We start from the raw sequence: 13,434 nt of genomic DNA, 5'->3' as shown, positions 1-13,434 counted from the left end.
GCCCATACCCAATAATAAAACCGGAGCTTCAGATGACCGCATCGCCTGAAATGGCCGTCAACTCGAACACACAAAACCTCGATTTCGACGCGCTCGTTCAATTGCTCGAACAGATTTTCCTGCGCCATGGCACCTCAGCCGATGTGGCCAGAACCCTGGCCCTCAACTGCGCCAGCGCCGAACGTGACGGGGCTCACAGTCACGGTGTGTTCCGGATTCCCGGTTATGTGTCGACGCTGCAAAGCGGCTGGGTCAATGGCCAGGCCGTGCCGGTGGTCGAGGACGTGGCCTCGGGTTTTGTCCGGGTTGACGCCGGTAATGGATTTGCCCAACCGGCCCTCGCGGCGGCGCGGCCCTTGCTGGTGGAAAAAGCCCGCAGTGCCGGCATTGCGGTGTTGGCGATCCGCAATTCCCATCACTTCGCAGCCTTGTGGCCGGACGTCGAGCCGTTTGCCGACGAAGGATTGGTGGCGCTGAGCGTGGTCAACAGCATGACCTGCGTGGTGCCGCACGGTGCCGATCGTCCGCTGTTCGGCACCAACCCGATTGCCTTCGCCGCGCCCAGGGCCGGCGGTGCGCCGATTGTCTTCGACTTGGCGACCAGCGCCATCGCCCATGGCGACGTGCAGATCGCCGCGCGTAAAGGCGAACGCTTGCCAGCGGGCATGGGTGTGGACAGCCTCGGCCAGCCGACTCAGGACCCGAAAGCCATTCTCGAAGGTGGCGCGTTGCTGCCGTTTGGCGGGCACAAGGGCTCGGCGCTGTCGATGATGGTGGAGTTGTTGGCGGCGGCGTTGACGGGTGGCAACTTTTCTTTCGAGTTCGACTGGTCGAACCATCCGGGGGCCAAAACCCCCTGGACCGGGCAACTGCTGATCGTGATCGATCCGAGCAAAGCGGCGGGGCAGAATTTTGCCGAACGCAGTCAGGAACTGGTCCGGCAGATGCATGGTGTGGGGCTCAAGCGTTTACCGGGTGATCGGCGTCACCTGCAACGCGCCAAAGCCAATGTTGAAGGCATTGCGCTCGATCCACAGACGCTGGCGAATCTGCGGGAACTGGCCGGGCTTTGAGCCCGATCCCACAGGTTTCGCAGTGGTCAATGGTTTAACGCCGACCCAACAACAGACCAACCACCAAGCCGAAGCCCGCAGAAATGGCCACGGTTTGCCATGGATGACCGCCGATGTAGGTTTCGGTGGCGTCGACTGCGGGTTGGGTTCGGTCGCGGACGCTGGAAACTGAGCTTCGGGCTTGCTGGAGTTTCTGGGCGATTTGTCCACGTAGGGTGTCCGCTTCCTCGCCGACCAGTGAAGCACTGCTTTTCAGCAGTTTTTCCGATTCTTCGATCAGGGCCTGAAGTTCGCTGAAGACCTGATCCTTGATTTGATCCTCGGCGATTTGATCGGTGTATTTGCGGGCCATTGGTGTACTCCTTACAGATGAATGGACAGTGAGCAATGGAGTCTGCGGCGATTGAAAAAGTTGCAGCAATTTTGCGCGGTGGCGTAACCCTGAAGAAAAATCCAGCGCAGGACATTTCTTCCTACAGTGTAAGATGTCGCCTATTTTACGCAGCAGGTAATTCCCCATGAGCTTCAATCTGGCCGACAAACCCCTCGCCGAGCGCGCGGCGCTTGAAGATGAAAAATCCCGTCTGTTCGAACTCTGGCAAAACAACCTGGGCAAAGCCAAGGGCGAAGCCGCACGGTTGTTCGGTGAGCGCGCCAAGCGCAAAGGCAAATGGGCGGAATGGGTACGCTCCGAACTCGACGGCATGTCGCCGCCGGAATTCGCGAACATGGTGCGCAGTGAAGTCAATCGCTTGATGGCCGCTAAATAAACGCCCCGGAAAAAATCGCGGCAATCGCTTCACGCACTTTCAACACCACCGGATCGAGCTGCGTGCTGGTACGCCAGCCCAGTTCGATCGGGTAACGCGGCAGCGCCAAAGGGCAGAGCAGCAGCGCCAGTCCACTGAGGGCGGCGATACTTTGCGCCGCATGGGCCGGAATGGTCGCCACTGCCTGACTGCCCTTGAGCAGATAGGGCAGTGCGGCAAAGTGGGTGGTCGATGCGCATACCCGCCGACTCAATCCCAGCGCAGCCAGACCTTCATCGGTAATCCCGATAAAACCACCCGAGGACACCAGAATGTGTTCGCGGGTGACGAATTCTTCAAGACTGAGACTCTGTTGTCCCTCGGCCAGACTGAGGGGATCCACCAGGCACAGATAACCCCCTTCACCCAGCACCTGACGGCTGAGCAAACGCTCGGCAAACCCGCCTGCGGTGATCGCCAGATCGATACTGCGTTCCATCAAGGCCCGGGCGACGATCTGGCTGTGGGTCTGGCGAAAGATCAGGCGCAGTTTCGGCGCACGGTGAGCGATTTCCTCGATCAATCGTCGCCCGTAGGCGATTTCGAAGTCATCCGACAAACCCACGGTCACTGAGCGCCCGTCGTATTGATGGGCCGCCGGATCAACCATCGCCAGGCTCTGGCGGCATTTGTTCAGCGCATCGCTGACCACCGGTTTGAGCTGGTTGGCCTTGAGCGTCGGCGCAAGACCTCGGCCAGTGCGCACGAACAACTGATCGCCATACACCTCGCGCAACCGGCGCAATGCCGCGCTGACCGCCGATTGCGTCACGCCAAGACGCAGCGCGGCGCGGCTGGCGCTGGACTCCTCGTGCAGCGCTTCGAAGACTTTGAGCAAGTTGAGGTCGATGGTGGCGATATTCATTTGGCTCATATCATTCAGCAGTGAGTCGGGCTTTATTCATGATCCTGTGGCGCCGGAGAATGAGCAACACCTCATTCCTGACGGAGCCACCGTAATGCCCAAGTCAATCGTTGCTGCCCTGCAAATCGGCGCCTTGCCCGGCGGCAAGGCCGACACCCTCGATCAAATCCTCTCTTGGGAAACCGCCATTATCGAATCCGGCGCGGCGCTGGTGGTCATGCCTGAGGCGTTGCTAGGTGGCTACCCCAAAGGCGAGAGCTTCGGCACGCAACTCGGCTATCGACTGCCGGAAGGTCGTGAAGCGTTTGCCCGGTATTTCGCCAACGCCATCGACGTGCCCGGTACCGAGACCGACGCCTTGGCCGGGTTGTCGGCCCGCACCGGGGCCAACCTGGTGATCGGTGTGATCGAACGCGCCGGCAGCACCTTGTACTGCACCGCGTTGTATTTCGACCCGCAGGCAGGGCTGATTGCCAAGCACCGCAAACTGATGCCCACCGGCACCGAGCGACTGATCTGGGGCAAGGGCGATGGCTCGACCTTGCCGGTGATCGACAGCCAGGTCGGGCGGATCGGCGCGGTGGTGTGCTGGGAAAACATGATGCCGTTGCTGCGCACCGCGATGTACGCCAAGGGCGTGGAGGTCTGGTGCGCGCCGACTGTGGACGAGCGCGAGATGTGGCAGGTCAGCATGCGTCACATCGCCCATGAAGGGCGCTGCTTTGTGGTCAGTGCCTGTCAGGTTCAGGACTCGCCACAAGCCTTGGGCGTGGACGTTGCCAACTGGCCGGCGGAGCGCCCGTTGATTGCCGGCGGCAGCGTGATTGTCGGGCCGATGGGCGACATTCTCGCTGGGCCGCTGCGTGGCGAGGCGGGATTGCTGACCGCCGAAATCGACACCGATGACCTGATCCGCGCCCGGTACGACTACGACGTGGTCGGGCACTATGCGCGCCCGGACGTGTTTGAGTTGACGGTGGATGAGCGAGCCAAACCGGGTGTTCGGTTCAACACATAATCCGTCGGGGGGTGTGATTGTCGTCTAGTCTCCAGACGTTCACACCCCCGTCAACGGATGGACTCGCCATGAGTTTGTTACTCGGCCCGATTCTGCAGTTTCGTGGCATCAATAATAATATCTACAACGTGTCTGCCTTGGTGGTTTCACCCTTGGGCGAGCCACCTCCCACGGTAAAAGTACCCAAGGGTGTGACTGCCGACACACCCTTGGCCATCGCCGATATCCCGCTGCTCAACCCTAATTCCCGCGTCTGGCGCATCGATTTCAAAGTGGCGCAGGATCAGGCCGTTGCCACCAGTTACACGGTCACCGTAGACGGTGCGCAGGCCAACTTCGTCGTTCCGGCCAAGGGCCAGTCGCCGCGCATTGCCTATGTATCGTGCAACGGTTTCTCCGACCCCAAGGAGATGGAGAAGGTAGACCGGAACAACGAGCGTTGGGAGCACATGTGGGGCGCTCACCAGGGCGAGCCCTATCATCTGCTGTTGATGGGCGGCGATCAGGTTTACAGCGACGACATGCGCAGCAGTGTGCCGTCGATGAAAGCATGGTTCGCCAAACCCTTCGCCGACCGTCAAAAGGCCGCTTACAGCAAGGTGATCGAAGCCGATCTGGACAAGTTTTTCACCAGGCTCTACCTGGAATGCTGGAAACAGCCCGAGATGGCCAAGGTGTTCGGCGCCATTCCGACGGTGATGATGTGGGATGACCATGACATCATCGATGGCTGGGGTTCCTACGATGAGATATTGCATTCGAGCCCGGTGTTCCAGGGGTTATTTGCCACAGCCAAACGCTATTTCAGGATTTTCCAGCAGCAACTGATCCAGACGCATCCTCACCTCAAACCGTCCGCTGATACCCATCCGTGTGCGATTCCCGGCACTGCTGATGGCTTTCACCTGGGGTTCACCGGCCTGGGCGAGTTGGCCTTGCTGGTTCCCGATCTACGCAGCGAACGTGCGCCGGACTTGACCACCCCGCAGGCCCAACAAACCCGGGTCATTTCCCCGGTCAGTTGGGATGCGATTTATGCCTGGCTGGACAAGGTCCCTGCGCACAAGCACCTGTTGCTGATGTCGAGTATTCCGGTGGGCTACCTTGATTTGCAGGCGGCCGAAAAGGCGCTGGACGTGATGGTGGGGCAACAGGAGCTCGAGGACGATTTACGCGACCACTGGCGAAGCCTGCCGCACCGCAGTGAACGCAGGCGCTTGATCATGCGGCTGCTGGATTTCGCCAAAGCCCAATCATGCAAGGTCACGCTGGTGTCTGGCGACGTTCATGTGGCCGGGGCCTGTGTGATCGAATCGAAATTGCCCCGGCATGGCAGCGATGGTGCGGGGAAAATCTACCAATTGATTTCCACCGGCGTCGTGCATCCTGCGCCGCCAGTGTTGGCGGTGCACTTTCTGGAGTCCATCGGTGGCAATCAGGAACAGATCGACTACGGCATCACCGGAACCATGTTGCCTGTTGGCGCAAGGGGGCGTTACCTGATCGCCGCACGAAACTGGCTGGCGATAGAGCCGGATGAAGGCGGCAACGGCAAGACCCGACTGTGGGCCAATTGGCACGTAGAAGGTCTGAAGCATAGTGTGACGCAGGTGATCGACCCCGTTACATAGCGGGGGCGTTACCAGGTGCCGGAGATCGAGCCCGGCAGGCTGAGCTTGCCGCTATCGACAAAACGCATGGTGCCGAACGCACCTCCGGCCAGTTTGCCGCGCAGTACGTAAGGCAGATTGTCCAGTGTCTGCGTCTGACTCAGCCCGAGGGTCTGACGCAGCACCGAGAAGGCCGAAACGCTCACCGGCACCACGATCACTGCTTCGGAGAATCGTGGGATCGAGCCCGACTGGTCGCTGACGCCGGAAGCTAGCGGCTGGCCATTAACCTCCAGGTCCAGCGCCACGCCGTTGTAGGCGATTGCGGTTTCATTGGGGTTTTGCACGCGCAGTTTTACTGCGAAGCGCACTTCCAGCTCCTGGCTTTGCAGCGGCTCGATACCGACCACGTTGATGTGCAGCGGGTCGCGACTGGGGAACAGGGCGCAGGCGCTCAGGGAGAGCAATAGAAGGGATAGGGACAGGGCTAGCAATCTGCGCATGAACATATTCTCGTAAAGAAAAAGGCCGAACCGCTCAAAGCTCGGCCTTCGAGCATTACGCACGGTTCAACTGTGCGACAGCCACAGGTGACGCGGGTTCACCCTTGGCCGCAACATCCGGGTTCTGCATCACCTGAAGCACCGAGGCTTCTGGGTCGAACTCGTCTTCTTCCAGCTCGATGAACTCTTCGGGCAGGAAGATATTCAGCACGATAGCGCACAACGCACCGACAGTGATCGGCGATTCGAAGATGTTGTGCAGCGCCTTCGGCAGCTCGCGCAAGACTTCAGGCACCGCCGCGACACCCAGGCCCATGCCGAGGGAAATCGCCACGATCAGCATGTTGCGCCGATGCAGGCCGGCCTCGGCGAGGATCTTGATCCCGGCCACGGCCACAGTGCCGAACATCACCAGTTCGGCACCGCCGAGCACCGGTTTCGGCATCAATTGCAGCACGGCGCCGATCATCGGGAACAAGCCCAGCAGCACCAACAGACCGGCAATGAAAAACGCCACATAACGGCTGGCCACGCCAGTGAGCTGAATCACCCCGTTGTTCTGGGCGAAGGTCACCATCGGCATGCTGTTGAACACCGCCGCCATGGCTGAGTTGAGGCCGTCGGCCAGCAGCCCGGATTTGATCCGACGGATATAGACCGGGCCTTTGACCGGCTGCCGGGAAATCATCGAGTTGGCCGTCAGGTCACCGGCGGCTTCCAGGGGCGACACCAGGAAAATCACCGCCACCGGCACGAACGCGACCCAATCGAAGGAGAAGCCGTACTTGAACGGCACAGGCACGCTCATCAGCGGCACGGCGGGCAGGCTGGCGAAATCGACCTGGCCCATGAACCATGCGACTGCATAGCCGAGGGCGAGGCCGATGACGATCGCCCCCAGGCGCAGGAATGGTACGTCCACCCGGTTCAACACCACGATGGTCCCCAGCACCAATGCCGCCAGCGCCAGGTGGCTGGCCGCGCCGAGATCCGTCGCGCCGAAACCGCCGGCGATGTCGGTCATGGCAACCTTGATCAGCGACAGACCCATGAGGGTGATGATGGTGCCGGTCACCACCGGGGTGATCAGCATCCGCAGCTTGCCGATGAACTGGCTCAACACCACTTCGATGAACGCGGCGAAAAAGCACACACCGAAAATCGTCGACAGGATTTCATCGGTGCCGCCGCCTCGCGCCTTGACCATGAACCCGGCGCTGAGGATCACGCTGATGAACGAAAAACTGGTGCCTTGCAGGCACAACAGGCCGGAGCCGACCGGGCCGAACCGCCGCGCCTGCACAAACGTGCCCAGCCCCGAAACGAACAGCGCCATGCTGATCAGATAAGGCACTTCACTTTGCAGGCCCAAGGCACTGCCCATGATCAGCGTCGGGGTGATGATGCCGACGAAACTCGCCAGTACGTGTTGCAGGGCGGCGAAGACCGTGGCGGTCAGGTGAGGGCGGTCGTCGAGGCCGTAAATCAGATCGTTGTGGCGTTGGGAAGCGGTTTGTTCAGCTGCGGTCATGGTCAGGTGCGTGCCAGAAGGCGGGCCGGTCAGAAAAGGGAGCGCAGGATGCCAGAACGGTCTGGCCACGGCAAAAGCAAGGTCAAATGATTGCAGCCTTCGGCAGCTGCGCGATGAAAGTATTGTAGGAGCGAGGCTTGCCCGCGAAGAATGCGCCGCGGTTTTTCAGGTATTACGCGTCATCGTTCTTCGCGGGCAAGCCCACTTGCTCTTCAAGCAAACGCCGCAAGCAGATCCTCTTCAAACGCCTTTTGCGCATCCCCCGGCACCTGTGCGCGATGGCGCGCCAGGTGGAACGCTACCTCGAAGCTCATATCACCCTGGCGCACGGCACGCAGTAACCCTTTGTCTTCCCAGCTCCGGGCGAAGTGATCGGGCAGGTAGCCAACGTGCTTGCCGGACAGAATGAAGGCGAGGGTGCCTTCGACCTGCTCGGATCGCGCTGAACAGAGCTTGCCCTGAAACGGCTCATCGCTGCGCAGAAAGCGGTAGGGATGATCAACCCGGTCGCAGGTCTGGAGCGCTTGATCGTCAGGTGCGTCATCGGTGAACAGCGGATGCCCGGAGGCGCAATACAAGTGCTGGGTTTCGGTGAACAGTTCGCGGTAGTCAAAAGCACGCTGCGCCTGTGAGAAATAGCCGATCGCCAGGTCCAGCCGTTGTTGCAGTAACAGCCGTTCCATTTCGCCGGGCATGGCGCTGATCAACTCGATGCGCACCGATTCGTCCCGTTCGCGAAAGCGTCGGATCGCCTCGGCCACCCGTTGCAGCACCGACTGGTCAAGCGCTTCGGACAAACCCAGGCGCACTTCGCCGATCAAGCGTCCGGCCACACCGTTGGATTGATGGCGGAACGCTTCAATGGATTCGAACAAGGCACGGGTGGCAACGAGCAACTGTTCGCCCTTGGGCGTGATCTTGAACCCGCCCTTGCCGCGACTGCACAGGCGATAACCGAGTCGGGTTTCGAGCTTGGCCATCTGCTGGCTGATGCTCGACTGACTCAACCCCAAGTCACCCTGGGCTGCGCTGAAGCCTCCGCATTCCACCACGCTGACAAACAGGCGCAGCAGGTGCAGGTCCAGATCATGCAGTTGACCGAGCATCAAACATTACTCCGCTATAAAGTCAGGATAACTAACTTGGTATTTTTCCAATGTAATCGACGAAGCATCCTGCAACCACTTCCTCCGGTCAGGTGTTCGTCATGGCTCCGCTCTTCAAGCTGTGTTTACCCGCACTGTTCCTCGCCATGGCCGTGCCGGCCCAGGCTGAAGAAAAAGTCCTCAATCTCTACAGTTGGGCCGATTACGTCGCGCCCGAGACCTTGCAGCGGTTCGAAAAGGAAACCGGCATCCACGTGCGCTACGACACGTTCGATACGCCGGAAGTGCTGGAAACCAAACTGCTCACCGGCGGCAGCGGTTACGACGTGGTGGTGCCGTCGTCCAGCGTCCTGGCGCGCGGCCTGGCGGCGGGAGCGCTGAAGGAAATTCCTCACGATGGCCTCAAGGGATACGCCAACCTCGACCCGGACATGCTGGAAAAACTGGCGGCGGTCGATCCCGGCAATCGGTATGGCGTGCCTTACACCTGGGGCACGCTCGGGCTAGGGATGAATGTTGAAGCGGTAAAACAACGCTTGCCCAACGTACCGCTCAACAGCCTGGACCTGCTGTTCAAGCCCGAATACGCCAGCAAACTGAAAGACTGCGGCATCGCGATTCTCGATTCGCCGCAAGAGGTGATTGGCCTGGCGCTGCATTATTTGGGTAAAGATCCCTACAGCACCGACAAGGCTGATCTGACAGCCGCCGACGCCCTGTTGCGTCAGCTACAGCCGTCGGTGCTGTACGTCGCCACCGGGCGGCAGATCAATGATCTGGCCAATGGTAGCGTTTGCCTGGCACTGACCTACAACGGCGACGCGAGCATGGCCGCCGATCAGGCGCGCAAGGCCAATAAACCGTTCGAGGTGGCTTACCGCATTCCACGTGAAGGCACACTGGTATGGCAGGACAACCTGGCAATTCCCAAGGACGCGCCGCACCCCGAAGCCGCCCGAGCCTTCATAGAGTTCATGTTGCGCCCCGAATCCGTTGCCGCACTGACCAATACGCTGTTCTTCGCCACGGCCAATCAGGCGGCGACGCCACTGGTGGATGAGGCGGTGCGCAGCGATCCCGACATCTACCCGCAGGCCGAGGTGCGTGAGCGGCTGTATGCCGACCGCAGCATGAGCCTCAAGGACATGCGTCAGCGCACCCGCCTGTGGACCACTTTCCGTAGTCGCCAATAAACCAACAATAAGGAACACGCCCATGGACGTCCCTGCACAGAACGATCAGGCCATGACCCGCGACAGTCTTTACGGGACTGCCGCCGAAAGCACCTACGCCGGTATCACCAGTTTCATGCGCCGGCGCTACAGCCGCGACTTGCGTGGCGTCGACGTGGTGGTCAGCGGCGTGCCGTTCGACACCGCCACCAGTAACCGCCCCGGTGCGCGTTTCGGACCTCGCGGTATTCGGGCGGCGTCCACTGGTATTGCCTGGGAACGCCATTGGCCGTGGACGTTCGACCCGTTCGATCACTTGGCTGTCATCGACTACGGCGATTGCGCTTTCGATTACGGCGCGCCGCATTCGGTGCCGGAAAGCATCGAAGCCCACGCCGGGCACATCCTGGATAACGGTTGCGCGATGCTGACCTTCGGCGGCGATCACTTCATCAGTTATCCGCTGCTCAAGGCCCATGCCCGCCAGCACGGCCCGTTGTCATTGATTCACTTCGACGCCCATAGCGACACCTGGCCGGATGAAGAGGGCAAGCGTGTCGATCACGGCACGATGTTCTGGCACGCGGCCAAAGAAGGGCTGGTGGATCCGTCGCGTTCGGTGCAAATCGGCTTGCGCACCACCAATGACGATCATCAGGGCTTTCAGGTGCTGGATGCGCGGCAGGTGCATCGGCAAGGGTGCGAGGCGATTGTCGAGGCGATTCGTGCGCGGGTCGGCGATCACCCGGTGTATTTGACCTTCGACATCGACTGCCTCGACCCAGCCTTCGCGCCCGGCACCGGGACGCCGGTGTGCGGCGGCTTGAGCACGGTGCAGGCGCTGGAGATTCTTGGCGGTTTGCGCGGGATCAACCTGGTGGGAATGGATGTGGTGGAGGTGGCGCCGGCCTACGACCACGCCGACATTACCTCACTGGCTGCGGCGACCCTGGCCATGGAAATGCTGTGCTTGTATGCGGCCAGGCATAAGGTCAATCGGTAACGGGCAAGCCGATGTGGCGGGTGGGGCTTGTGTGGCGAGGGGGCTTGCCGGACCGCCGCACCGCCCCGTTCGATTGCGAAGCAATCGTAAACCGGTCACTGCATTTTCTAATGCAAGACCGCGAAGGCTGGTTTTAGGGGCGCTTCGCACCCCAACGGGGGCAAGCCCCCTCGCCACATAAACCCGCTCCGGGCTGTGTCAGACTTTCGCTCCTGCCACTTTCTGACAGCAGCCTCTGCTAAGCTCCGGCGACTTCCAGAAAGGAGCCTGCCGACCGTGTCGCGAACCACTCGTTTACTGACCTTGTTACAAGTGCTACGCGGCAAAAGTCGTCCGGTGACTGCCGCGACACTGGCCAGCGAGCTGGAGATTTCCGAGCGCACGCTGTACCGCGACATCGCTGAACTCACCGCACTCGGCGCGCCGATCTTTGGCGAGGCGGGGATTGGCTATGTGTTGCGCAGCGGTCTGTTTCTGCCGCCCTTGATGCTCAATGCCGATGAGACCGAAGCCATCGTGCTCGGCCTGCGCTACGTGGATCAGCGGGGCGATGAGGTGTTGAGCAAAGCGGCGGCCGATGCCCTGGCAAAAATCGCCGCGGTGCTCGACCCGACGGCCCAGGACGCCTTGCGTAACCCGACGGTGTTGCCGGGGCCGCCGGGTTATGGCTATCCGCAAAACGCCGTGCCGTTGAATGTGTTTCGCCAAGCCATCCGCGATCAGGCCAAGTTGCATATCGATTACGCAGACGCCAACCAGGTGCCCAGCCAACGGTTGATCTGGCCACTGGCCCTGGGGTTTCTCAATGAGGTGCGGATCATCGTCGCCTGGTGTGAGTTGCGCAGTGCCTATCGCACCTTTCGCACCGACCGGATCTCGGCCGCCAGTGAACAGGGTGAGCGCTACCCGGGGCGGCGCAGCGACCTGTTGCGCACCTGGCGCAAGCAGATGCAACTGGACGAAGCAGGGCGTTTCACTCCTGACAAGAACTGACACTGACTTGTTTTAGCATGGCTCCAGAATCAACTCACAAGGAGCCGTAAACATGTCCAATCCAGCCTCTTCACTGGCCCCCGCCATTGCCGCCTACATTGCTGCCGCCAATGCTCGCGACACCTCGAGGATCGCCAGTTTTTTCGCTGAGGATGCCAACGTGTTCGATGAGGGGCAGCATCAGGTCGGCACGCAAGCCATCGCCCAATGGATGCAAGACACTGCGCAACGTTATCAGCCGCGGGTCGAGGTGCTTGACGTTCAACTGCGCACCGGCAAAGTGCTGGTGCACAACCTGATCTCCGGCACCTTTCCCGGCAGCCCGCTGGAATTGCGCTACATGTTCCGCCTCAATGAACAGGGCAAGATCGCCCGGCTGGACATCTCGCTGTAAGCCGACGCAGAACCTGTGGGAGTGGGCTCGTGTGGTGAGGGGCTTATGTGGCGAGGGGGCTTGCCCCCGTTGGGGTGCGAAGCACCCCCAGCATTCTCAACGTTAAACCGCATGTAAAGGTTGTACGACTGCTTCGCAGCCGAACGGGGGCAAGCCCCCTCGCCACACAAGTCCTCTTCACTACAATAAGCCCGTTCCCACATGAATCGCGCTTTGCCTATACTGCCGCGCATGAATGTCGACTCTCCCTTAACCGCCTGGCAACACGCCATCGAACAGAAGGGCTTCGTCCAGGACGAAGCCCAGGAACATGCCGTGTGGGCGCTGCAAAAATGCCACGAAGCCTTGCAGGAAGGCCGCGCGCCCATCACCGGCGTGTACCTCTGGGGGCCGGTTGGGCGCGGCAAGACCTGGTTGATGGATCAGTTCTATCAAAACCTGCGCGTCCCGGCCCGGCGGCAGCACTTCCACCACTTCATGGGTTGGGTGCACCAGCGCTCCTTCCAGTTGACCGGCACCGCCGACCCGCTGAAGGCCCTGGCCCGCGAGTTGAGCCAGGAAGTGCGGGTGCTGTGTTTCGATGAACTGTTCGTCAACGACATCGGTGACGCGATCATTCTCGGGCGCTTGTTCCAAGTGATGTTCGAGCAGGGCGTGGTGGTGGTCTGCACTTCCAACCAACCGCCGGATCAGCTGTACGCCGATGGCTTCAACCGCGACCGCTTTGTGCCGGCGATTAGCGCGATCAAGCAACACATGCAGGTGATTGCGGTGGATGGCGGGGAAGATCATCGGCTGCACCCCGGCGCCGGCCTGCAGCGTTACTGGGTGAACGTTCCGGGTCAGCCCGGTGCCCTCGGCGACGTGTTCAAGGCCTTGACCGTCGGCCAGGCGCTGTCCAGCGCTCCGGTGCAGATCGGCTACCGTTCGGTCAATGTCATGCAGGCCAGTCGAACCGTGCTCTGGTGCCGTTACACCGAGGTCTGCGAGCAGCCTTTTGCCGCCATGGACTTCATGGCCCTGTGCGACACCTTCAGCGCTATTCTGTTGAGTGACGTGCCCAATCTCAGCGCGCAAAAACGCGAAGGACGCATCGCCCGCGGCACTGAAGACGGTGTCGAGCGGGTGGCGGCGGGGGATCGCGAGTTGCCGCAATTGTCTGTGCATGACGACGGCGTGCGGCGGTTCATTGCCCTGGTGGACGAATGCTACGACCGCAAGGTGCCGCTGTACCTCGAAGCGCAGGTACCGATGGAGGCGTTGTACACCGAGGGCTATCTGGAATTCCCGTTTCGCCGCACCCTCAGCCGTTTGCAGGAGATGCAGCTAAAACGTTTTGCCGAGGCTTGATGGCCGG

14 protein-coding genes are annotated in these 13,434 nt (G+C 60.9%); 9 read left to right on the top strand and 5 right to left on the bottom strand.

Features of this window, described 5'->3' with window-relative positions; genetic code table 11:
- Positions 1-32: 32 nt before the first annotated feature.
- A complete protein-coding gene (locus AF70_RS06160; protein ID WP_019579238.1) occupies positions 33-1,073 on the top strand; it encodes an Ldh family oxidoreductase in 1,041 nt (346 codons plus the stop codon).
- A gap of 34 nt (positions 1,074-1,107) precedes the next feature.
- Here AF70_RS06160 and AF70_RS06155 read toward each other — a convergent pair whose 3' ends face one another.
- On the bottom strand, positions 1,108-1,425 hold the full coding sequence (locus AF70_RS06155; RefSeq protein ID WP_019579237.1) for a YqjD family protein: 318 nt from the start codon (positions 1,423-1,425) through the stop codon (positions 1,108-1,110).
- Positions 1,426-1,591: 166 nt separating this feature from the next.
- Between AF70_RS06155 and AF70_RS06150 the strand changes: the two genes are divergently transcribed.
- Positions 1,592-1,843, top strand: a complete 252-nt coding sequence (locus AF70_RS06150) for a hypothetical protein (protein WP_007937833.1) — start codon at positions 1,592-1,594, stop codon at positions 1,841-1,843.
- Here AF70_RS06150 and AF70_RS06145 read toward each other — a convergent pair.
- On the bottom strand, positions 1,836-2,756 hold the full coding sequence (locus tag AF70_RS06145) for a LysR substrate-binding domain-containing protein (RefSeq protein WP_028940500.1): 921 nt from the start codon (positions 2,754-2,756) through the stop codon (positions 1,836-1,838). The genes AF70_RS06150 and AF70_RS06145 overlap by 8 nt on opposite strands.
- Positions 2,757-2,841: 85 nt before the next feature.
- Here AF70_RS06145 and AF70_RS06140 point away from each other — a divergent pair, with 85 nt between their 5' ends.
- Positions 2,842-3,765, top strand: coding sequence for a carbon-nitrogen hydrolase family protein (locus AF70_RS06140; protein ID WP_028940501.1), 924 nt, complete (start codon positions 2,842-2,844; stop codon positions 3,763-3,765).
- A gap of 68 nt (positions 3,766-3,833) precedes the next feature.
- Positions 3,834-5,396 (top strand): alkaline phosphatase D family protein, encoded by a 1,563-nt coding sequence (locus AF70_RS06135; protein ID WP_028940502.1) that lies wholly within the window; start codon positions 3,834-3,836, stop codon positions 5,394-5,396.
- An 8-nt stretch (positions 5,397-5,404) separates the two neighbouring features.
- On the opposite strand, the gene AF70_RS06130 is transcribed toward AF70_RS06135, so the two are convergent.
- The 3 genes from AF70_RS06130 to AF70_RS06120 all read right to left on the bottom strand — a co-directional run bounded on the left by AF70_RS06130 (position 5,405) and on the right by AF70_RS06120 (position 8,515).
- Positions 5,405-5,878 carry an LEA type 2 family protein gene (locus AF70_RS06130; RefSeq protein ID WP_026331693.1) on the bottom strand — a complete coding sequence of 158 codons (474 nt, stop codon included), beginning with the start codon at positions 5,876-5,878 and terminating at the stop codon, positions 5,405-5,407.
- A gap of 55 nt (positions 5,879-5,933) precedes the next feature.
- Positions 5,934-7,409 (bottom strand): nucleobase:cation symporter-2 family protein, encoded by a 1,476-nt coding sequence (locus tag AF70_RS06125; RefSeq protein WP_028940503.1) that lies wholly within the window; start codon positions 7,407-7,409, stop codon positions 5,934-5,936.
- A gap of 212 nt (positions 7,410-7,621) precedes the next feature.
- On the bottom strand, positions 7,622-8,515 hold the full coding sequence (locus tag AF70_RS06120) for a LysR family transcriptional regulator (RefSeq protein WP_028940504.1): 894 nt from the start codon (positions 8,513-8,515) through the stop codon (positions 7,622-7,624).
- Positions 8,516-8,616: 101 nt separating this feature from the next.
- Here AF70_RS06120 and AF70_RS06115 point away from each other — a divergent pair, with 101 nt between their 5' ends.
- From AF70_RS06115 to zapE, 5 genes are all read left to right on the top strand, one after another.
- A complete protein-coding gene (locus tag AF70_RS06115; RefSeq protein ID WP_019579230.1) occupies positions 8,617-9,708 on the top strand; it encodes a polyamine ABC transporter substrate-binding protein in 1,092 nt (363 codons plus the stop codon).
- A 22-nt stretch (positions 9,709-9,730) separates the two neighbouring features.
- Positions 9,731-10,690, top strand: coding sequence for an agmatinase (gene speB / locus AF70_RS06110; RefSeq protein ID WP_028940505.1), 960 nt, complete (start codon positions 9,731-9,733; stop codon positions 10,688-10,690).
- Positions 10,691-10,966: 276 nt separating this feature from the next.
- Complete coding sequence (locus AF70_RS06105; RefSeq protein ID WP_019579228.1) at positions 10,967-11,683, top strand: YafY family protein; 717 nt, start codon at positions 10,967-10,969, stop codon at positions 11,681-11,683.
- A 52-nt stretch (positions 11,684-11,735) separates the two neighbouring features.
- Positions 11,736-12,077: a nuclear transport factor 2 family protein gene (locus tag AF70_RS06100; protein WP_019579227.1), complete on the top strand. Its 342-nt coding sequence runs from the start codon at positions 11,736-11,738 to the stop codon at positions 12,075-12,077.
- A gap of 231 nt (positions 12,078-12,308) precedes the next feature.
- Complete coding sequence (gene zapE / locus AF70_RS06095; RefSeq protein ID WP_019579226.1) at positions 12,309-13,427, top strand: cell division protein ZapE; 1,119 nt, start codon at positions 12,309-12,311, stop codon at positions 13,425-13,427.
- The last annotated feature ends 7 nt before the right edge of the window (positions 13,428-13,434 follow it).

This window comes from Pseudomonas sp. KD5, assembly GCF_012932895.1.
Taxonomy (GTDB): Bacteria; Pseudomonadota; Gammaproteobacteria; order Pseudomonadales; family Pseudomonadaceae; genus Aquipseudomonas.
This window is presented reverse-complemented; position numbering and strand designations above follow the sequence as displayed.